Annotated in this window: 16 protein-coding genes; 1 reads left to right on the forward strand and 15 read right to left on the reverse strand. The window is 46.0% G+C overall.

Going from position 1 to position 22,562, the window contains the following annotated elements; translation table 11 throughout:
- Positions 1-239: 239 nt before the first annotated feature.
- Both QUA62_RS04655 and mfd read right to left on the reverse strand, forming a co-directional pair.
- Positions 240-893 carry an S-layer homology domain-containing protein gene (locus tag QUA62_RS04655; RefSeq protein WP_333402698.1) on the reverse strand — a complete coding sequence of 218 codons (654 nt, stop codon included), beginning with the start codon at positions 891-893 and terminating at the stop codon, positions 240-242.
- A 126-nt stretch (positions 894-1,019) separates the two neighbouring features.
- A complete protein-coding gene (mfd, locus tag QUA62_RS04660; protein ID WP_333402699.1) occupies positions 1,020-4,595 on the reverse strand; it encodes a transcription-repair coupling factor in 3,576 nt (1,191 codons plus the stop codon).
- A gap of 289 nt (positions 4,596-4,884) precedes the next feature.
- Between mfd and QUA62_RS04665 the strand changes: the two genes are divergently transcribed.
- Positions 4,885-6,213 (forward strand): hemolysin family protein, encoded by a 1,329-nt coding sequence (locus QUA62_RS04665; RefSeq protein ID WP_333218361.1) that lies wholly within the window; start codon positions 4,885-4,887, stop codon positions 6,211-6,213.
- Positions 6,214-6,280: 67 nt separating this feature from the next.
- On the opposite strand, the gene QUA62_RS04670 is transcribed toward QUA62_RS04665, so the two are convergent.
- From QUA62_RS04670 to cobN, 13 genes are all read right to left on the reverse strand, one after another.
- Positions 6,281-7,615, reverse strand: a complete 1,335-nt coding sequence (locus QUA62_RS04670; RefSeq protein WP_333402700.1) for a hypothetical protein — start codon at positions 7,613-7,615, stop codon at positions 6,281-6,283.
- A 6-nt stretch (positions 7,616-7,621) separates the two neighbouring features.
- Entirely contained in the window at positions 7,622-8,947 is a 1,326-nt protein-coding gene (locus QUA62_RS04675) for a hypothetical protein (RefSeq protein WP_333402701.1), read from the reverse strand.
- Between the two features lie 13 nt (positions 8,948-8,960).
- Complete coding sequence (locus QUA62_RS04680; RefSeq protein WP_333402702.1) at positions 8,961-10,193, reverse strand: SGNH/GDSL hydrolase family protein; 1,233 nt, start codon at positions 10,191-10,193, stop codon at positions 8,961-8,963.
- 4 nt (positions 10,194-10,197) lie between these two features.
- A complete protein-coding gene (locus QUA62_RS04685; RefSeq protein WP_190657062.1) occupies positions 10,198-10,362 on the reverse strand; it encodes a DUF5989 family protein in 165 nt (54 codons plus the stop codon).
- The gene (locus tag QUA62_RS04690; RefSeq protein ID WP_333402703.1) at positions 10,363-10,770 is read right to left on the reverse strand and encodes an SxtJ family membrane protein; all 408 of its coding nucleotides are present in this window, start codon (positions 10,768-10,770) and stop codon (positions 10,363-10,365) included.
- 86 nt (positions 10,771-10,856) lie between these two features.
- Positions 10,857-12,833 (reverse strand): carbamoyltransferase, encoded by a 1,977-nt coding sequence (locus QUA62_RS04695; RefSeq protein ID WP_333283750.1) that lies wholly within the window; start codon positions 12,831-12,833, stop codon positions 10,857-10,859.
- 169 nt (positions 12,834-13,002) lie between these two features.
- The gene (locus tag QUA62_RS04700; protein ID WP_333218355.1) at positions 13,003-13,488 is read right to left on the reverse strand and encodes a hypothetical protein; all 486 of its coding nucleotides are present in this window, start codon (positions 13,486-13,488) and stop codon (positions 13,003-13,005) included.
- Positions 13,489-13,634: 146 nt separating this feature from the next.
- Complete coding sequence (locus tag QUA62_RS04705; RefSeq protein WP_333218354.1) at positions 13,635-14,555, reverse strand: NAD(+) kinase; 921 nt, start codon at positions 14,553-14,555, stop codon at positions 13,635-13,637.
- 48 nt (positions 14,556-14,603) lie between these two features.
- A complete protein-coding gene (locus tag QUA62_RS04710) occupies positions 14,604-14,813 on the reverse strand; it encodes a hypothetical protein (protein WP_333402704.1) in 210 nt (69 codons plus the stop codon).
- 165 nt (positions 14,814-14,978) lie between these two features.
- Positions 14,979-16,628, reverse strand: coding sequence for a hypothetical protein (locus QUA62_RS04715; protein ID WP_333402705.1), 1,650 nt, complete (start codon positions 16,626-16,628; stop codon positions 14,979-14,981).
- Between the two features lie 41 nt (positions 16,629-16,669).
- Positions 16,670-17,353: a DUF3226 domain-containing protein gene (locus QUA62_RS04720; RefSeq protein ID WP_333402706.1), complete on the reverse strand. Its 684-nt coding sequence runs from the start codon at positions 17,351-17,353 to the stop codon at positions 16,670-16,672.
- Positions 17,353-18,462: an AAA family ATPase gene (locus QUA62_RS04725; RefSeq protein ID WP_333218351.1), complete on the reverse strand. Its 1,110-nt coding sequence runs from the start codon at positions 18,460-18,462 to the stop codon at positions 17,353-17,355. Before QUA62_RS04725 ends, QUA62_RS04720 begins: the two co-directional genes overlap by 1 nt.
- Before the next feature lie 45 nt (positions 18,463-18,507).
- Positions 18,508-22,560: a cobaltochelatase subunit CobN gene (cobN, locus tag QUA62_RS04730; protein ID WP_333402707.1), complete on the reverse strand. Its 4,053-nt coding sequence runs from the start codon at positions 22,558-22,560 to the stop codon at positions 18,508-18,510.
- Positions 22,561-22,562: the final 2 nt, after the last annotated feature.

Consider the following 22,562-nt stretch of genomic DNA (forward strand, 5'->3'; position numbering starts at 1 on the left):
ATTAAACCTTCTATTTGTCTTTCTTTTTCATTTTGATTGGCTTCCATTTGCTTTCTTCCCTTTCATTTATTATCAAATTTTCCTATTTTACCAGAGAAATCCATATTTACATCTCAAATGGAATTGCTATAGTAAATTCGAGTTCAGTGTTGACAGTTGACAGTTGACAGTGAACAGTCAACTGTCAACCGTCAACATCATTCCGGTGTAACCGGAAAGGATATCACAACTCAACACTATCACCTTCCCACGCCGCGATCGGGAGGCTGCTCGGCCGGGACAGGCAAAGAAGTCGGCCTTACCTGCCGCTCCAAATACTTGCTCAAAGCGTAAGCGATATCCCAGCGAGTCATCGGCTTCAAAGGATTAATCTTATTAGTTGCGAGATCAAGATTAACAAACCCTTCATAAAGTGCAGTAGCCATAGACTTTCTAGCCCAAGTAGGAATGTCGCCTGCATCTGGATACTTAGCTAAAATTTCGGAAATGCTGGGTTCGGGAAACTGAAAAACCCCGTAAGCTTGAGCAAAAATCGCCAAAGCTTCAGCGCGACTCACCCTTTGATTTGGGAAAAACATTCCGTCGCGATATCCACTCATCGTTCCCGTTTTCAAAACAGTTTGAATCGCACTGTAAGCCCAATAACTCTTCGGTACGTCCGGCAATTCCATATCGGGTTTCTGAGCTGTTTTTCGCCGTTCCAAACCAAAAGTTTTCACTAAAATCATCGCCAAATCGGCGCGACTGACAAGGCCCTCAGCATTAAAGTTGCCACTGGCATCTTTATTCATCAATCCTGCGCTCACAACCCGGTCTATCGGGTCAATTATTTCTTGAGATTTAACCGCCATAGGCACTCCTTGCACTAGCGCGATCGCCAAAAAAATACTCACTAACCTTTTCACGATTTTAATTATTCCTGTCCCTAAAACAATCATGAAAACAGCAGTAATATTTTTTCCGGTTCCATCGGTATTATTCTGTGGTTTCGGGGGTGCGCTAGATTTGGGGATTATATATTAAAATCCAACATTTGCTTCCGGCAAAGCGCCCTGCATTTTACCCAACCAATCAATCAAATTATCCAATTGCTTTTGGGCCGTCAAAACCGCCATACCCCGAATAGTAACCTTCCCCTTGCTGTAGACAAAACGAGAGCGCAAATGTTCCGGCAAATTAGCCTTGAGCAAATTCCAAGCAGGTTCTTCCATAGCTGTTTCCAAAACTATGTGCTGCTTATTCTCCGGTTTGATCCGAGAAAAACCGATTTTTTTAGCGATTTGTTTGAGTTCTACCACACGGATAAGTTGCTGGGCTGGAAGAGGAATTGGCCCATAACGATCGCACCAATCAGCCTGAATCTGCTGTAATTCTTCAGGGGTATTAGCAGAAGCCACAGACCGGTAAGCGCTCATCTTTTGATCCAAATCTGCGATGTAATCTGCAGGAATAAACGCCGTCAAAGTGAGGTCAATTTGCGCGTCCTCCACTTTCGGAATTTCCTGACCCTTAATTTCCCGAATAGCCTCCTCTAACATTTCAGCATACAAATCAAAACCGATCGCCTCCATTTGACCCGACTGTTCAGTACCCAAAACATCACCCGAACCGCGAATTTCCATATCTCGGACGGCCAACTGATAGCCCGAACCCAACTGGGCAAACTCTTGAATTGCCCGCAGCCGCTGCCTTGCAGCATCAGACAGCTTGTTCTGCTTGGGATAAAACAGCCAAGCATGAGCTTGAATCCCCGCGCGTCCCACCCGTCCCCGCAACTGGTAAAGCTGACCCAAACCAAAGCGCTGCGCGTCTTCAATTAAAATAGTATTGACTCGCGGAATATCCAAACCCGACTCAATAATCGTCGTGCACACCAAAATATCGAAATCTGCCGCACTGAAAGTCAGCATGACCGATTCTAATTCCGAAGCATCCATTTGACCGTGGGCGATCGCAATTCTGGCCGACGGAACCATCTCCTGCAACTGAGCGGCCAACTCATCAATCCCCTCAATCCGGGGCACCACATAAAACACCTGACCGCCCCTGTCCAACTCTTGACGAATTGCCGATCGCACCACTTCCGGGTTATAGGGAGCCAAATGCGTCTGAATCGGGCGCCTGCTGGGAGGCGGAGTCGAAATCAAACTCATCTCGCGAATCCCCGACAGCGACATATACAAAGTCCGGGGAATCGGCGTTGCTGTCAGAGTCAGAACATCTACCTCTGTTTTGAGAGCTTTAATCGCTTCCTTTTGCTTAACTCCAAACCGCTGTTCTTCATCCACCACCAACAAGCCCAAATCCCGAAATTTAATAGCTTTGCTCAAAACAGCTTGAGTACCGACAATCACATCTAATTCCCCAGTCGCCAAACGCTTGTGAATCTCCCGGCGCTCGGTTTCAGTGCGAAAGCGATTGAGCAAACCCACTTCGATTGGATAAGGGGAAAAACGTTCCGAGAGCGTGTGATAGTGCTGTTGGGTCAAAATCGTCGTCGGCGCGAGCAAAGCCACCTGCTTGCCCGCCGTAACCGCCTTAAAAATCGCTCTCAGAGCAACTTCTGTCTTGCCAAAACCGACATCGCCACAGACCAAGCGATCCATCGGTCGATCGCCCTCCATGTCGCGTTTCACATCCTGAGTTGCCTTCAACTGATCGGGGGTTGGCTGGTAAGGAAAAGAATCCTCTAATTCTTGTTGCCAAGGCATATCAGGAGGAAAAGCGTAACCTGTTTGTTTAGCTCTTTTAGCATAAAGATTCAGCAAATCCACTGCCAATTTTTTAACAGCTTTGCGAACCTTAGTTTTAGTTTTTTCCCAAGTTTGGCCTGTCAGCTTGTTTAGATCCGGTACTTTATCGCCTACAGTCCGAAACCTCGACAAAGCCCCCAACTGATCTGCCGCCACTCTCAGAGTACCGTCAGCGTATTGAATCAGCAAATATTCGCGAGTTTCGCGATCGATCGTCAAACGTTCCAACTTGATAAATTTACCCACTCCGTGCTGGCGGTGAACCACATAATCACCAGGGCTTAATTTATTCGGGTCTACTTGCTTAGAAGCAGCGCGGCGGCGCTTGCGGACGTAGCTAAAAGTAGCAAGAGAATGCTGACCGTAAAATTCCCGATCGGTAATTAAAACAATCCGAAAAGTCGGCAGAATAAAACCTTCCAATTCTGCCAGCCCGCTGTACTTCAAAGCAACCGGAACGTGCTGCAATTGCAACTTGTCGATCGCCAAATAATCGCGCGGATTCACCACAAACTGAGCCGGACAGTCGTGTTCCGAAAGCAGAGAAACCGATCGGCTCGGTTGAGCAGAAACCAGAAAAATGGTAAAACCCCGATCGCGCTCTTCCCTGAGCATTTGAGACAGCTTCGCAAATTGGTGAGGCATCACCGGCACAGGCCGGCTGGCCAAATTAATCGCAGGCGCTAGCTGGTCGATATCCGCAGAGCTTTGAAATTTTTTAGCAGTAGAATCTTCTGCCAATTCAGAAAGTTCTAGCCGATCGAAAGCTGCGACATCTGCCATTGATTCAGCAAAAGTGCGGTGAATTTTCGGAACTTTCAAATTAGCAATTGGCAATTTTTCTGTGGCCTCACCAGCAACTGCCGATTCCCGATTGCAATTATTCCACTGTTCCTGTGCATTCTCAAACCAGCGGTCGCTGTGACCTTCGCACCCTTGGGGTTCGTCAATAACAACTAAAGTATTTTCTGTCAAATAATCCAACAAAGATGCAGGTTGCTCGAACGCTAAACCCAACAGCCTGCGGACAAATTTTTCCCCTTCATTTTCCACTTCATTTTCGGGGTCGAAAGAGCCTAGGTGGTTGATTGCGTCAAGCTTTTTTTCAGATAAAACTGCTTTAATAATTGTGTTAAAATTAGTAGGAGTTAAAACTAATCGCTCGACCTTATCGAGCGATCGCTGCGAAGACGGATCGAACTCCCGAATTTGCTCCAAATCATCCCCAAACCACTCCAGCCGCACCGGCAACTCAGCCGCCACCGGAAACACATCGACAATATCACCGCGACGGCTCCACTGACCCTCCATTTCCACCAGAGCCACCCGATCGTACCCCATCGACACCAGTTGGCGGTCAAGTATCTTCGAGTCTTGAACCGCACCTCGCTTCAGCGTCAGACAGTAGGGTTCAAAAACAGCAGGTGGCGGCAAGTGAGACTGGAGAGCTCTTTCGGTAGCTACAATCGCGATCGGCTTAGAATTAGCGTTTGTTTCTCGTTTCTCGACCAAATCCGCCAGCACCTGCATTTGTCCCCAAGTCATTTCGTTCTCGTCGGAGTAAGATAGCTCGTAGGGCGAAGCCTCCGAAGTTGGGTAAAAATGCACAGTCTGCCAGCCCATAGCTTCCAGCCCTGCCACCCAGCGGCCCGCTTCTTCTAGAGTGGCCGTCACTACCAGTAAACTCCGCCCTTCTTGCTGTGCGAGGGCGGAAGCTACTAAACCTTTGGGCAAGCGAGCGATGCCGTTGAGTTGCAAGCAGCGATGGCGCTTGAGCTTGTTGAGGAGTTCTGTGGCTAGGGGCGATCGCCCCAGGGTACGAATTATTGAAGAGAAAGTCATGCGCTTTTAATTTTAATCCCCGATCGGCGAAGGCTCTTTCCCTTTGCCTGTTAAGGAGATTGTACGACAAACATCCATGATTGTGCCGCTCTGCTCTTGACGCCTTGGAACTTAACTGGAGATAGATTTCTGCTTTAATATGTCGATCCTGCGATCGCGATCGAGCCCGGGACGTTAATCTAGTGACAGGTTTAGAAAAAATTTCGCTTTTGCGATCGAGATTCGCAGCTTGCAGGCTTCTCCTTTAACCGGGCAGAGCGCTTAGCCGTTACTACCGAAAATTTTAGAAATGTCCCCAAGTACCGATATTCTGATTGTTCTCCTGCTAATTTTCCTCAATGGCTTGTTTGTGATGTCAGAGATGGCCATCATCTCTGTACGGAAGGTGAGACTGCAACAGATGGCCAACCAAGGTTCAACCAATGCCCGCGTAGCCTTGGATCTGGCTAATGCCCCCAATCAGTTCTTACCGACAGTTCAAATCGGGATTACGATGCTGGCCATTCTGTCGGGCGCTTTTGGAGAAACGACGATTTCTAGAAGAGTAGAGCCTTTGTTGAACCTGATTCCTGTCCTCGCGCCCTACTCTAAGACGATCGCCTCAGTAGTAGCAGTTTTAACCATCACTTATCTGACCTTAATTATCGGCGAACTCGTGCCGAAGCGACTAGCGCTCAACAACCCGGAGCCGATCGCTTCTAGTGTAGCAATTCCCATGCGAATGCTCTCAAAAATTGGCGCTCCTGCGGTTTATCTGTTAAGTCATTCCACTGACTTAGTGATGCGGATCATGGGGATTGTGCCTTCAACAGAACCGCAAGTTACAGAGGAAGAAATTAAAGTTTTAATAGAGCAAGGGACAGAAGCCGGAACCTTTGAAGAAGCCGAACAAGACATGGTAGAAAGAGTCTTTCGTTTGGGCGATCGGCGAGTCAGCGCCTTAATGACCCCGCGTCCCGATCTTACCTGGCTCGACCTCGACGACTCAGTAGAAGAAAACCGCCAAAAAATGCTCGGCAGCGGCCATTCTCGGTTTCCAGTGTGTCAAGGAGGCCTCGACAACGTGCTCGGTTTAGTACACGTTACAGATATGCTGTCGAGGACTTTAACCGGTCAACCCCTCGATTTAAGCGCCTCTTTACGGCGGCCTTTATTTGTACCGGAAAGCACGCGGGGGTTAAAAGTATTAGAGCTTTTCAAGCAATCTAGCAATCAAATTGCCTTGGTGGTAGACGAATACGGCGTCATTCAAGGATTGGTTACAGTCAACGACATTTTAGTCGAACTCGTTGGCGACTTTCCCTCGATTGAAGATGCTGACGAGCCGGAAGCCGTGCAGCGCGAAGACGGTTCTTGGCTGTTAGACGGAATGCTAGCAGTCGAAGATTTTTTTGAGCTGTTTGGAATCGAAGAGTCAGCAGAACACAAAGGAAGTTATCACACAATGGGCGGTTTTGTGATTACAAATTTGGGCAAAATTCCCACAGCAGCCGAGCATTTTGAGTGGAACGGTTTGCGCGTGGAAGTAGTCGATATGGACGGCAACCGAGTTGATAAGATATTGGTAATGCCGATCGACTCAGCGGGCGATCGACCTAGAACCCAACCAAACACCTAAAATTTAAACTCAGCGGTAAGGTGCGCTAGGCGCACCCTACATCAACCATTCAGCGGATATTTCAGACCTACTTCTTTTTGCTTCTAGCCTCATCTTTCCGCAAAGATTCCAGAATAGAACGACCTACATAATTGCTGAAAACCACCTCTCCAGCTTGATTGTAGTGGCAGCAGCTATCTACATAAACAGCGTCTTTAGTCTTGTCAAAAACAGTGACAGCATTCACTAGATTAATATTATTTTTTTCCAAATTCGGAAACTTTTTGAAAAGAGCCGGATATCCAATTTGTACAGATTTAGCATAAGGAGTCTCCTTGTTAAAAGCAATCTGCTTTTCTGCTTCACCAAACACCCTTTTGGTCTGATAATATTGATTAGGCTGAAGAACATGAAAATAAGGTACATTACTAGCAGACAGGACTTTGTGCATAAAAATTGAACTTTTTGCCCAATTCCGTGCCATTTCTTCAAAAGCTACTGAATCCTGTAAAACCGACTTATTAGTATTGATATAAATAACGCTGGCACTGTCATCTTTTTGTTGTTTAGTCCGTTCTTCTTCAAACTTAAGAAGCTCGGTTTTATAGTTATTTACTAGATGTTGAACGTAAACAGAAGTCAAAGCATTGCACGCAGCTAAAGAGCAGTTTTGCAAACTTGACAAACCCTGATTAATCCTAGTTTTATTTTCTTGAATTCTGAGGGTTGCTTCCATAGCCTTAGTAGAAAGGCTATTATTCGCGAAGTTAGCCAGCGGCCAAATATGCTGAATGCTTGGCATCGCCAAATCGACTTTATTTTTATTGTTTAAATTAGAAAGTGCTACATCATTAAAACCATCTATATTGACAACCATATCTAATTCTTGACCTAAAGCCAAAAAGTAGTTTAAAACCAATAACTGTTGTGGCTGTTTATAGCCTCCCGTGGCGAAAGATAAAATAATGAATTCTTTATCTTTCCAACCCGGCAACTGTTTGAGGTATTTAGGGAGAATTTGATTTTGAACTTCAAATATTGCATAACCAGAAGCCACTGAACCGCCGAATACTCCGATAACAAATTGATTTGGTTTAGTCTTTTTGAAAGGGTAATTGTAAGGTGAGATAAACCCATAGTTGTTAGTTTTAAAACCGGGGCGAAAGTCGGGACCGGGTTTTTGAATAAATCCAAAAAAAGGATGAAATCTTTCGACAATAGACTCGTTCAGCCGCACTCCTTCTAAATTAATTCCTAAAGCCCACTTATCTTGCGGCTTTTCTCTATTATAGAAAAATTGCTTGTGCTTGACAAAATACCATCCCAAGGAACCAAGTTCCAGGAAAACCAGTAAAAGCGCTAAGTTAATCAAAGCAATTTTTAGAAATTCTTGTCCTTTGTTGAGGACTTTTAAATCTTTCATAAACCTCTATTTCGACTCCCTGACTACTTTAATAATAGAACTGGAAACATAATTTGCCAATACTTCTTCTCCCACTGAATTATAGTGGCAGCAGGCATCTTTGTAAACCGTCTCTTTTGTATTGTCTAAAATATTCACTGCGCTAAAAATATTAACCCCAGCTTTTTGCAAATCATCCACTTTGGACAAAAGCACCGGATAACCTTTTTTTACCCCTTCAATGTAAGGACTCTCTTTGTTAATCGCGATTTCCTTTTCCTTGGCGGTAAACGCTCGCTTAGTGGGATAATACTGGTTGGGCTGGATAAAGTGAAAATACTTAATCTTTCTACTTGATAAAATTTGATTCATCCCGATCGACGATTGGTACCACATCGATGCTATTTTGTCAAAAGCAGCGGCATCCTCGAAAACAGAGTCAGCTTTGGGAATGTACACTATACTGCTATTTGCCGTGTCTGAGTTGGATTGTTTGACTTGCGTATCGTACTTGACAACGGCTTGCTGGTAATTGTTGACTAATTGTTTCACCTGTAGCGAGGTAACAGCGTGACACAAAGCAAGCTGACAAGTTTGCAATTTGTCAATACCTGCTTTCAACTCTTTTTTGGTTTCGTTAATTTCCACGATCGAACTCATCGCTTCCGGCGGCAAGTTGTTGTTGGCTAAACCCGTCAGAGGCTGTATGTGCTGAAGGCTGGGCATTCCTATTTCTACTTGGGCTTTGTTGTTTAAATTTGACAATGCTACTTCGTTAAAACCGTCAATATTGATGACTAAATCTAACTCTTGACCCAAAGCCAGAAAGTAATTTACAATTAATAATTGTTGGGGCTGTTTGTAGCCGCCATTGCCAAAATTTAACACCACAATTTCGCGCTCGGCAAATTCTGGATAAATCTGCAATTTTTTAGACAATATTTGATTTTTATATTCATCTACTGCAAAATTGTTGGCAACCGAACCCCCAAAAACTCCGATAATAAATTGTTTTTTATGGGTTTTAACAAAGGGATATTCGTAGAGGGAAAAAAAGCCGTGTTTGTTGACTTTTAACTTGAATTTTTCATTGGTAAAAGCACCTGGTTTCAGCACGTAGCCAAAAAACGGGTGCAGTCTTTCTACAATTGATTCATCTACTCTAATTCCGAGCCGCTCAATATCTTCTACTACTTGTTCTTTACCTTTAGTTCGGGTATAAAAAAACTCTTTTTGTTTTATAAAATAAAAAGCTAGCGACAAAGCTTCCAGACAAATAAAGGCGATCGCCAAATTAACCGCGATTATAATTAATATATTTTTGCCTTTTTCGAGCGCCGTTGAATCTTTCATGAAATTTGACTGATTACGGTTGTTTTTTGGGGACTTGAGACTGCTTCAATTGTTGGCACAAATTTCGGTTAATCAGGATACTGGCCAGCCGGTGTCCGAGTTCATTCCAGTGACCCCCACAGGGTACATAATTCTCAAAACCGTGGGCGCAGACTTGATATTTTTCAGTGTAACGTTGGAACTGTTCGGATAAATTCAGTACCCGAAAACCCTCGCGCGCACCCAATTTTTCCAGCCGCCTGTCGGGATAAAACAAATCCTGAATGTTGTTTTTTATCATAAATTTTTTTCGCTCCTGGGCTTCCGGTCTAACTTGCATCGCATCGCCGATCGTCACAACCAAGAAATCAGCATTTTTCTGCACGACTTCATTCCGCATCGTCACAATCAAACCCTCTGTCACCCTCCAAGCCTCTTGCCAAGCTGCATCCTGAGGTTCCTTGAAGTTTTGCGTACTTAACTCGGTAAAATCCTCGGATAACTCCCGCTTTTTCCTATCTAAGTCTACCTTTTTAATGACCTGCAAAATGCGCGAATTGTTGACGAGCAAACTGGGCATCCTGTCTACGAAGGAAACTGCTCTTTCGTTGCGGTCGATCGGCGCCAGATTGCGAAAAGACATATCCGGTACTAACTTGCCACTAGCATCATAAGCAAAAAATGGTCGGTAGCGATCGTATTCCAGTTTCGGAGAATTATTTATTACATCATTGCCAATAAAAAAAGCAAGAATTACAATATCAGGACTGTAATCCCACACTTTTTTTCGCAGCATTATCAATTCTTGAGCAGTACTGTAACCCTGCACGCCGAAATTGATAACCTCAACATTTTTGCGTCCCTTAACGGCCACGCAGTTGCCTAACTTTCGTTCCAATTTCGACCAGAAAGTTTGTTCGACAGGTACGTGAATTGCTTCGGTGAAAGAATCGCCCACAACCGCCACACGCAAAGTATTTGGAGGTTTTGCTTTTGTATGTTCGCGATCGCGCAAACCCTCGCTATTCACCTGCACAAGACTCGCACCTTCCCCATTCCACTCCCCCGACACACCCGGTTTCAGCTTCCAGCCCAAATTCTGATCGGCAGTGTGGAAATGAGTTGGCGCCGAGTCTACCAAAGCTCCTATTTTGGGATAGCCTTCAATCTTGGCCGCCCGCAATCCAATTTCACCAATTACCACCCCCATAAATAAACCGCCGAGTGTCAAACCTAAATTGACACCCAAATTTTTCAACTTGCTCATTGTTTCAAAACAGGGTGTAAATAAACGGAGCAATCACAGAACCCTGACTCAATACAATCAAAGCTCCCAAAAAGACTAAAGTCACAATTAACGGCAACAGCCAATACTTTTGGCGTTCTTTCATAAACGCCCACAAATCTTTGAGAAAATCTAAAGTTGCTTCAAACACTTAGAAAGGACGCTCCATACTAACTTTTGTTCTTGTTTTACTTGGGATGCGGTAAGTATCCATTTTGGGATTGAGTTTTCGTCGCATCGCATCTTCGCCGAAAATGTTTTTGATCACTCCCATCGGCCAAATTATCAGGTAAAAAACTATCCCTAGGACGATCGGCGTTTCGATTTTGTTAAGAATAAGTCCAAAGCGCATCCACGCGTGATAAACGGGATTCAGCGATTTCGGCGCAACCAATGCTAGCAGCACTAGCACTCCGCAGACTGCCCAAGGCCACCAAGGTAGAGAATGCCGCCGCAGTAAAGGTACTGCTAAACCGAACAGCACTGCAATCAAGCTGCCAATTAGCAGCCCGAAATCGCGCAAGCCCTTTTTATCGAGTTTTTTAATTTCGTCGCTCATTAGAAATGGGAAATTGGGAATTGGGAATGGGGTATTGGGAATTAGTTATTAGTTATGCGTTCCAACTAATAACTAATAACTAATGACTAATCTAGTTCAAATTCATTTTTCCAAGCATCATCTTGTTTCCAAGGAATTTGTTCGGACTTGGGAAGCAAGTAATTTTCCAAAACCAGATAGTCCATTTCGGTTCGCATGAAACAGCGGTAAGCATCCTCTGGAGTGCAAACAATGGGTTCGCCTCGGACGTTGAAAGAAGTATTTACGACAATCGAACAGCCCGATCGCTCTTCAAAATGACTAATTAAGTCATAGTAGCGAGGATTGGTTTCTTTGTGAACAGTTTGGATGCGAGCCGAGTAATCGACGTGAGTGACAGCCGGAATCTCCGATCGCGGAATGTTGAGCTTTTCAATGCCAAACAACTGCTCTTGTTCGGGAGTCATCGGAATACGGAGACTGGCTTTGACAGGTGCTACTAATAGCATATAAGGGCTAGAATGGTCAATCTCGAAATAATCCGCAACTCGCTCAGCTAAGATTGACGGAGCAAAAGGTCGAAATGATTCCCGATATTTAATTTTCAGGTTCATCACGGACTGCATTTTAGCACTACGGGGATCGCCAATGATCGATCGACCGCCCAGAGCCCGCGGCCCAAATTCCATCCGCCCTTGGAACCATCCCACCACATTTCCCTGTTCCAAAATCTCAGCCAACTGCGGCATTAATTCGGCATCGTCCAATCGGTGGTAGCTGGCTTTGACAGCATCCAAATATTCGAGAATTTCTGCGTCAGTAAACCTCGGCCCCAAATAAGAGCCCCGCATTTGGTCGTGACAAGTTAAATGAGCAACTGATTTCGCCACAGTTGCCACCGCTTGGTGTGTAGTGACAACGGAAGTCCTCTCCTCAACCGCTGCGTTTGTAGTGACAAGCTCAGTCTTGAGGGATTCTATACTATTTGCTGTCGAGTTGGCGCTCACAGTGCGAGTTTGTTCGCAATACTGGTACCAAATCGCCAAAGCCGCGCCCAAAGCACCGCCAGCATCTCCCGCCGCCGGCTGAATCCAAATATCTTTGAAAATACCTTCCCGCAAGAGTCTACCGTTAGCAACGCAGTTGAGAGCAACGCCGCCGGCAAGACAAAGATAATCGACATTCAATTCTTTTTTAACTGTTCTGCAAAGCCGCAAAACAACTTCTTCGGTAACAACTTGAATGGAAGCTGCAATGTCCATTTCTCGCTGAGTCAATTTTCCTTCAGCTTGACGCGGCGGCCCTTCAAACAGTTCGTCAAACTTCTTGTTTGTCATGGTTAAGCCAACAGTATAGTTGAAATAATCCATGTTCAAACGGAAAGTTCCGTCATCTTTGAGGTCGATTAAATAGTTGAGAATTTTGTCTACATACTTGGGTTCGCCGTAAGGAGCTAAACCCATGAGTTTGTATTCACCAGAGTTGACTTTGAAGCCGGTGTAATAGGTGAAAGCTGAATAAAGCAAACCCAAGGAGTGGGGAAAATCAATTTCCCACTGAGGTGTAAGTTCGTTCCCGTCTCCCAACCAAACCGAGGTTGTTGCCCACTCGCCCACGCCGTCTAGGCACAAAACGGCTGCTTTTTGAAACGGGCTGGGAAAAAATGCCGATGCTGCGTGCGATTGGTGGTGTTCGGTAAATAGCAGAGATGGCAGTTTATTCGTTTTGCAGTTTGCCATTTCTGCAAGCTCTCTTTTGAGCATGGTTTTGAGGTAAAGCTTTTCTTTGAGCCATATCGGCATGGCTGTTAGGAAAGAGCGAAAACCTTGGGGCGCGTAGGCTAAATAGGTTTCGAGAAGGCGCTCGAATTTGACTAAAGGTTTGTCGTAAAAGACTATGTGATCGAGTTCCCGCAAATCTATTTTCGCTTCTTTCAGGCAATAAGCGATCGCATTCTTGGGAAATCTGGCGTCGTGTTTTTTGCGGGAAAATCTTTCTTCCTGCGCTGCCGCTATAATTTCTCCGTCGCGAATTAAGGCTGCGGCGCTGTCGTGGTAATACGCCGAGATTCCAAGTATGTTCATTCGTCTCCTCACAAATCGCAATGCGTTTGTATCTGACTATTTAGAATAGCTAACGATTATAGCTGCTTAAGTGCGGATTTGGGCGAGTGTTTTGCGATCGCCTCTAATTTTACCTGGATCGATGTCGGTGGGCCGCCGGAGGGCGATCGGCTGTTAGAGAGCATTTAAGCTAGCGCCGGCTAATCCTGCGCCCCCAAGCTCTGAAGTAAGTCACCACCGGGAATTGATAAAATTCACCTACCAACCACAGCACAATGCCTAAATGCGACAAAAAAGCTAAGCCTGTCCAAGCTACGGGCAGCCACGACAACCGGCTGCCGGGAACCGGGGGAAAATAGTAAGCTGAAAGTCCCAGCAAGGTAGTGGGAAGGAAAATTAGACCAAGAGCCGCTGCAAAGTAGGGCCATCCGAATTCTACGCCTTCGAGGTGGGCTCCTATCCACTGTTTGCCGTTCCAGTGCCAAGTTACGGGCGGTTGGCGATCGGCCATTTGGAGCGATTGTCTTTCAACGCTTGCGGTATAAATGTGCTGGCAGAAGTTGCAAGCTAGGGCGTCCATCAGCGCTAGGGTGGAAATTTGACCGGTGCGACACACGGGACAGGGATATGTATCTTGAGGGTTGAAAGGTCGGGTTGATTTTTTGGAAATCTGCATGGATCAGGCTGTTTGTCAAGATATTGAGCGATCTTAACAAAGTACAGAGATTATGCGTTGGCTGAGGGCGGTTTTTGTATGATTGTTGGTTTTTTCACGCTTACGCGTCCTAGGGGTTAATGCAGTTTCATGGTGGATGATTCGGATTAATTGCGGTGATTGTTGCTGTACCGAATTCTGGCTCCTGCCCAGTGAAGTTTTTCCCTCAAAGTGTTGTAATAAGAATAGTTTTTCCGCAAAATGATAAACTTGGCTTCGCAGTCTGCCCTCCGCACGTCTACGCGCTGTCCTGGCCAAATTGCAGTACCTAAAATGCCATCTGTCCAGAGTTTGGTACTGAGTTCGTAATCTGCTAAAGGCCAAATGCTGACGACTGAACCGGGCGGGAGTACGATCGCCCGACTGGATAAACTCAAAGGGCAAATCGGAGTAACTGCGATCGCATCCATTCCCGAGTGCATAATCGGCCCGTTGGCAGATGCGGTGTAGCAAGTCGAACCGGTGGGAGTTGCCACAATTAAACCGTCGCCTTGATACTGATCGACTACTTCGCCGTCAACTTCCATTTCTAGAATACAGCTCGGCATTCGATCGGCTGAAGCAGGTTTGACACACATTTCATTTAGTGCCAAAAATCGATCGCTTTGGGGTTCGAGATTGCTTCTGTTTCCCTCAAAAACTGTTGCCTGCAACATCATCCGCTTCTGCACAGCATACCTATCTTCCGAAAGTCTGTCCCAAATCTCCTCAGTATTTTGGAAATCCTCAAAAGACTCGGTTAAAAACCCCAGATGTCCCCCCACATTCGCTGCCAAAATCGGGATGCCGTCAGCCGCCAAATTCCGCGCGGCAGCTAGGGCCGTACCGTCGCCCCCCAGCACTACCGCTAAATCAATTGGGCTGTTACTAGAAGCTAAAAACACCGGATACGGGTTATCTTTCGCGCCACTGGGCCCCATTAAAACGTGACACCCGCGACTTTCTAATTGGCGGGCACACTGTTCTGCCCAACGCTGGCTGAGGGTATCTCTGGCTTTGTGGGCGATAATTACTTGTTTTAGTTGCACAACCTATCGATTTTAGATTTGAGATTTTGGATTTTAGATGATTAGATTTTAGACTGAATTGCCGCGAGCGGGACGATCGCACTGCACATCGATTTTAGATTTTAGATGATGAGATTTTAGACTGAAGTGCCGCGACCGGGACGATCGCACTGTACTCGGAAAAATCTTATTCCGATGCCGCAGGGCATCTCCCCTCGGAGATTCTGCCTCTGGTTTATAGCAATTCCAAAAAGTAATCCAATTTTTGGCAAGCTGCAAACCCTTATCTCATATCAATTCCGGTTATATCGGAATGATTAAACCGCAGAGGACGCAGAGGATACAGAGGAAGGGAAGAGAGATGAATAATTCCGATGAAGGGCAGATTTGATATCATCTGTCATTCCCAATTCTTTAATCGAAAATCGAAAATCGAAAATGGTATTATCCCTCGCTGCGGCTGGATTTGGGCCGCGGCCAGATAATGCTGGAATCGGCCGCGAGTAGGCGAGAAACTGCGATCGCCCCAAAGCGGTTGAGGTGGCTGGGGTCAAAAAAATAGTCGTTACGGCCCGGCCAGCGCTGCGACAAGTCGCGGAAAGCGAAGCCTTTTTGCCGCGAGAGTTGCTGCATTCGCTGCCGGAACTGCTGTTCTGCCCACAGGCGAGTTCCGTCTAAGTAGTCGTTGGTGAGGGGCAAATTAACGAAAATTAGGGGAATTTTGCGAGCTTTGGTAAATGCTACAACTGAATTAAAGGCTGTTGCTTGTTTGCCTCCGAGGTTGAAGTTTTCGTAGTCGCGATCGTACTGGCCTGAAACGTAAGCGCGTTCCCGATAATAAGTGTTGGGGTTGTAAGTGCCCGATATAGCCATGAATCCGTTAGAGTCGATCGAATCTGCCAATTGGTTGAGTTGTCTCATGGCTACTGTTGTGCGTCGCGAGACTGGAATCAATTGTGCTTTTTGGGTTGCTGCATTCGCTGCGATCGGTTTTAACTCATATCTTGCAGCATTCTCAGCAACGGGCAAGATGCCCGTTCCACTAGACAGGAATTTGATTGTGGGGTGGGTGTCAGCAACGGGCAAGATGCCCGTTCCACTAGAGAGGAATTTGATTGTGGGGTGGGCATCTTGTCCGCCCCTGAAAGGTCGATCGACAGATGCCAATGCTTTGCGGAAAGTGTTGTTAGCGCAGGGCTGCGGGAATCTGTAACACAGCGGAATCTCGTTGGGTTCATCCGACGGCAGTTCGGGGCGAATGCCTGCTGCTAAAAGTTGGCTGCCTTCAGAATCGACGATCGAATTAAAAGTGCGATCGTCCCGGCCGCTGTTAAATCCGCGCACACCATCCGCCCAGACAATCATTTGAGGCAAATGACCCGGCTTCAAAAGCCGCCGCAGTTGAAAGTCAACTACTTGTGCAGTTGCGCCGTTGACTGAAAAGTTAAATACTTTTAAGCCCGGACGGCCCCTTTGGGCCAAAGATTGTTTTAGCTGTTTGGGATCGACGCCCTGCAATGCCCGGGAACTGCCGACAATCAAAACATCTGGCGGGCCGACCGCAGCAACGTAGGATAGGTAAAGTTCTAGTTGTTCGTTTAGCAAATCGCTGCTGAAGCTGACTGTACTGGCTTGCGATCTGGTTGCGCTCGCTTGCTGCTGGGAATAAACCAGGTTTCTCATGTACTCGATTACTTTTTTCTCCGCAAACGCCCGTCTGGGACTGCCGGCGGGAACCGCTTGCATCCAGGCGACGGCCTGTACCCACAGGGCGGCTACTTTGTCCCACTCTTGTTTTGAATTGGCTGATTGAGCCAAATTAGAAGCTTGGGTGGCAAAGTTAACTGCCTCGGTGAAGCCATCGTTTTGAGGGCATGAAGAAACGCTGACGGATTTTTTGGATTTGTTGGGGTTTCGGGCTAACAGAGACGTTGGGGACTGCGCTAAGACTGCGGATTCGATCGAACCCGATGGCGCTGCGGTGTTGGGCGGCTTGGTAGACGAACATCCCAAAGTTAAGGCTAGCAAGGCGGTTGCGGCGCAGGTACGTTTTAAGATGCTGGTGCTGATGCTAGCAATGTAGCGGCGAATCATAAAGCTTTCAGCGATCGCGAAACATTAATAGATATTACTAATTATCCGGGGGATGGAGCAATTAGCTCAAACAGATGTTTTAACCATTCAATAAAAATTAAGGCGAGCGGGGAATCGCAGCTAAGCACCTGCGCTGTTATTGCTTGTCCCATCGGCATTGCAGGCGTTTTTTGCCATGCCAGCCAAGTGTGGATTAGCGCTTTGGGATGATGAATTAAAGTGTAGCGGTTAAGTCCGGCTTGTTCGATCTCTTGTAAAATTGCTTCGGCTTTCGGATGCAGGGTGTCGCCAGGGGGGATGAGATAGGCGACAAAATCTTCTAACATTCCAGGAAGTTGATTGTTTGGCATCAACCAAACTCCGACGCGAGGCAAGTATGGATCTGAAGGTGTGCAAACCCAGCCTTCGGGAGGGGGAGATTGGGGGATATCTCGATAGCCGATCGAACTCAGTTTATGTTTAAGAGATTGCCACCGCCCACTTAAATTGCGATCGGCATCAACCACAATTCCCAACGTGCGTAAATTCTCTGCTTTCAATCTTTCGGGCAAGCCATTTAGCAGCGCTTCAATTCCTTCTGTACCGTCTTCTTGCGGCACTTCGACGGAAAATGTTTCTGGCAGTTGATATTGCTGGCACAAAGCCCAGATGACGTGTCGGTCATTCTTACCTTCTACCAATAACTGTTGAGGTTTTGGTTGAGGAGGTTTTCGTGCTTTTGGCATCAGCGCACCTCGATACTTTGGCGCACTGCAACGGACAATTCATCGGGAGTGTATTCAACTGCACGAATATCCTCGCCGCGCCGGCTCAAGCGAAATAATTTGCCAACAGAACTATCTTCTGACTGTTCTAAGGCTTCTTGAAATGCGGCTATGCAGTCCCAACTGTGGGTAGTTGCAAAGACTTGAACGTTCAATCGCTGTGCTGTTTCAAATATCAATCGCCACATATCAGTTTGCGTTTGATAGTAAAGACCTGTATCAATTTCATCAACCCACAAAAACCCATTCTCTGATGATACGGCTGCCATTGCTATACTAAGAATTCGTCCCATACCATCTCCCATACTGCCAAGAGGAATTGGGTGATTTTGTCCTCTAATTTTAATCAAAATACCGCTATCAGTAGTGGGATTGCTGGTAAAACTGATACGTTCTACATCGGGTTCTAAGATTTGCAGCGCTGCTACTACGCTTTCTTCTTTTGGTGTCAGTGTAATAGCATCCCAAAACACAGCCATATCGTTAAAAGCTATCGCAGTAGTTTTGAGTAAATTAAAATTATCTTGACTGGAACCGACAAGCGATAAATAGTTATTATTTCTCTCGGTCAATTTAGAAGAAACTAAATCAGCAATAGAACCATCGCGCAGCAGTGAAATTTTGACTGTGGCATTGTGATTGTAGCAAACAATTAACTCTCCTGACAAAAAACTTGTTTCAAGTTCTTCAGCTACCGGAATTAATACCTGTTGGTTTGTAGGGTTTGCTTGTATTTTGAATGAGAGTAGTTCTTCTTTCTGAGATTGAATGTAAATGCTTAGATCTGGAGTTAGTTGATGTCCGTAAAAAATATGTTCAAATTGATACTTGCTGCGGTTTACTGCTTGACCCGAAGCAAGTTGAGTCTGTATCTTGCTCTGTTCGCCGCGGCTACTTAGCACATCAAACACAGCTTGAATATTCTGTTGGTGTACTAATAAATAAATGGCTTCCAAAAAAGTAGTTTTACCGCTATTGTTCTGACCGACTATCAGATTAACTCTAGCTAGCTTGTCTATATGAAAATCTTTAAAACAGCGATAATTTTGGATGGTGAGATCGCGCAACATGGATTCCTCGCATATTAACTATATTCTATCATTTCTCCGTTCAGACTAGAAACCAGTATGGGATTCGATGACTGCTTCGGCTTCAAGGGCGATCGACCTCAATTTATCCAATGTATCCTGGTTCGCACTCTCCCACAACCCCCGCTGACGAGCTTCTAGCAATCTTTCCGCCATATCTCGCAGTGCCCAAGGATTGTTTTCTTGAATAAATGTCTGCACTTTCTCATCAAAAATGTAAGCCTCTGCGATTCCTTCATACATAAAATCCTCTACACAATTTGCCGTAGCATCGTAAGCAAACAAAAAATCAACAGTTGCGGCAATTTCAAAAGCACCTTTATAACCGTGTCGCATCGCACCTTCTATCCATTTGGGATTTACAGCCCTACTGCGATAAACCCGCGCAATTTCTTCCCGCAGTTGTCGCACTTTCGGCTTCTCGGGAATCGAGTTGTCTCCGAAATAGGTTTCAGGATTTTTGCCTTGCAAATTGCGAATTGCGGCCGTCATTCCCCCTTGGAATTGATAATAATCGTCGGAGTCGAGGATGTCGTGTTCGCGGTTGTCTTGGTTTTGCAGAACTATTTGCATTTGGCCGAGGCGTTTTTCAAATGCTTCGGGTGCAGAACATCCCCATTCACCCCCCCTAGCCCCCCCTTGTAAAGGGGGGGGACAAGAGTTGGAATTAGCCTCAGAACTTAATTCACCCCCCCTAGCCCCCCCTTGTAAAGGGGGGGGACAAGAGTTGGAATTAGCCCCCCCTTGGTAAGGGGGGGTTGGGGGGGTATTCTCTGGTTGCAAAAGAGAGGAATTAGATTTAGCCCCCCCTTGATAAGGGGGGGTTGGGGGGGTATTCTCTGGTTGTAAAAGAGAGGAATTAGATTTAGCCCCCCCTTGATAAGGGGGGGTTGGGGGGGTACTTGTATAGGCGTAACTGCTCCAATTAATGTAAGCTTTTGCTAAATCGCTGTCGTCTGTCCAGTTTTGAGCTTCAATTATGCCTTGAAGTCCTGCGCCGTAAGCACCCGGTTTTGAGCCAAAGACTCGAAATTGCGATCGCCCTTGCGCCTCTTCCTGACTCAAACCTGTAGATTCCCAATACTGAATCTCTGCTTTAACTTGTGCTGCTAAAGGATTATTTTCTGGCGATTCGTCTAAATATGCCACAGCTTTTACCGCACTATCAAACAAATCAATTAAATTAAAAAAAGCATCGCGAAAAAAACCCGAAATTCGCAAAGTAACATCAACGCGCGGCCGCCCCAAAACAGAAACTGGCAAGATTTCAAAATCTACAACCCGGCGCGAAGGGCCATCCCAAACTGGTTGAACTCCTATCAGCGCCAAGGCTTCGGCGATGTCGTCTCCCCCCGTCCGCATAGTGGATGTTCCCCACACTGACAAACCCAAAGTTTTCGGATATTCGCCGTTTTCTTGGGTGTATCTTTCGATTAAAGTTTCAGCAGCAACTCTGCCAACTCTCCAGGCGGTTTCTGTGGGAATGGCGCGGATATCTACTGAGTAAAAATTGCGACCTGTGGGCAATACATCTGGTCTGCCGCGAGTGGGCGCGCCCGATGCGCCGCTTGGTATGTGCCGCCCATCTAACCCGCGCAAAAGGTTGGTAATTTCTTGGTTTGTTTGGAGGAGTGAAGGTAAAAGATAGTTATTTATCCAGTCTAATTCGTGTTTGGTTGCTTCTCCTGTTTGGGAATTTATAACCGCAGATAAACGCGGATTAATGCGGATGTTTTCGATTAAATTATCTACTAATTCAGCGGCTTTTTCTTCGAGTTCTGCTGTTAAATCGCCTGCTGTGCGGTGCTGAATTATCGAGGTTGGATCGCAGGTTAAGGGGTCGAAATCGTAACCTGAGTCTTCTGCTAGGGCGCGGGTTATGCCCGATCGCCCGTTGGTGGGATGGCGGGCGATCGCAATTATCAAATCTCTCAACTGTCTACCTTCGGGACACTGCCCAAAAATGTGCAATCCGTCGCGAATTTGGGATTCTTTGAGTTCGCACAGATAGCCGTCTGTGCGGGTAATAAATTCTGTAAATTCCGATTTATTTAGTTGTATTCCTAAGTCTTTATCTAAGTTTTCTTTGTTGGTGAGGGCGAGAATGCGATCGCGAATCATGGGCAATCTGGACGGATCTAAACTTTGGGCTTCGCAATACTCGTCGATTAAGGTTTCCAACTGCTGCAAAGGCCCGTAGAGTTCGGCGCGAGTCATCGGCGGTGTCAGGTGGTCGATTATCACGGCTTGCGATCGTCTTTTTGCTTGGGAACCTTCCCCCGGATCGTTGACAATGAAGGGATAAAAATTCGGCATTGCGCCTAATGCTACTTCTGGATAACATTTGTTAGACAATGCTATACTTTTACCGGGAAGCCATTCTAAATTGCCGTGTTTTCCGGCATGAATTATAGCGTCAATTCCCAACTTTTCTCGCAGCCAATAATAGTAAGCTAGATAATTGTGAGTTGGTTCTAAGTCTGGTGCATGATAATTTAATGCGGGGTCAAGTTCATATCCCCGCGATGGTTGAATTCCTACAAATACATTACCGAACTGAATCCCCGGAATCGGAAAAGACGTATTGTTACTTATAAAATCTTGTGCATAGCTTCCCGGAAGCCCCCATCTTTTACAAATCCCATCTTGCACTTCCTGCGGCAAAGTAGCAAAATATTCTTCATATTCTGCCAAATCCAAAGATTGATGAACAGGCCGCAATTCGCGTCCTTCCGGGTCATTTGTCACGCCAGAAGTTAACAGTTCAATTAACTCATTGCCACTAGCGGGGATGTTTTCAATTTGATAGCCAGCTTGCTGCATAGCTTTGAGGATTTCGACACAGCTAGCGGGCGTATCTAAGCCGACACCGTTGGCTAAGCGGGCGTTGCGGGTGGGGTAATTTGCCAGAATTATGGCAATGCGTCTGTTGGCGGCTGGGGTTTGTTTCATTTTCACCCAATTCGCGGTTAAATCTGCTACAAATGAAATGCGATCGCCCGCTGCTACATAGCCTACTACATCTGTTTCTAATTCGCTATTCCAAGTCTGTACCGCTTTAAAAGAAACAGCCCTAGTAATGATTTTTCCGTCTACTTCCGGCAATGCTACATTCATAGCCACATCGCGGGGCGAAAGTCCCTGAAGTTCCGTTTCCCACTGTTCCAAACCGCCACCGCTGAAGATTGCTTGCAATACGGGAACGTCTAAGGATTTTAAGCTGTTTTGTGCCGGTTCTTGACTGCTGAAACCCGAGACTGCAAAACTTGTGGTGTTGAGCAATAATTGAATGGGTTCTGATTCTTTTGGCTGGAAATATTCCAGCAATTCTATTTGCAAATCCGGTTCCCGAAGAGAAGACACAAATACGGGAACTGGTACTAATTTTCGCTCTGCGAGAGCTTGACAAAGTGCATCAACTGGTGCTAAGTTTCCTGATAAGTAATGAGCGCGATAAAATAAAATTCCGACTTTAGATTTAGAAGCAATGTCCCCGTGTCCGCAAGTTGGGGACGATTCAATTTGCTTTTTCCAATCATAAATTCCGACGCGGGAAACTGTTTGAGGTAGGGGCGGATTATAAACAGTTTTCAAGCAAGTATCGGCGGCAAATTTTAGTGCATTAACAAAGTTTTGGACTCCACCTTCTGTGAAATAGCGCCACAGTTGATTGACTGCTGACAGCGATACATTGGAATGGCTGATTAAATCGGGGTCGGGACTGTCTTCTCCCGGCATTACAATCAGTGATGCGTTAGTTTTTTGCACAGTTTCTCGCAGGATTTCTAACCCGTAAGACCAATAAGAACGCCCTCCTAACAGTCTTAAGATTATCACCTCTGCGCGTTCTAAAACTTCCTCGGCATAAGTATCAATTGTTAGTTGTTGCTGCAACTGAAGCAGGTTTACTGCCCGCACTTTGGGAAATTTTGCCGGCATTTTGGATGCGGCGGCTGCGAGAGTTTGAATGTCGGTGTCAGCAGCACTAATAAATACTATTGGTGCTGGGGTTTGCTGAATAAAAATTACTCCTTCTGCTTGAGGGTTCCAACCTCCGGGTGTGGCGGCTATTTTGTGCATTA

This window comes from Microcoleus sp. MON1_C1 (assembly GCF_036701945.1).
Classification (GTDB): domain Bacteria; phylum Cyanobacteriota; class Cyanobacteriia; order Cyanobacteriales; family Microcoleaceae; genus Microcoleus.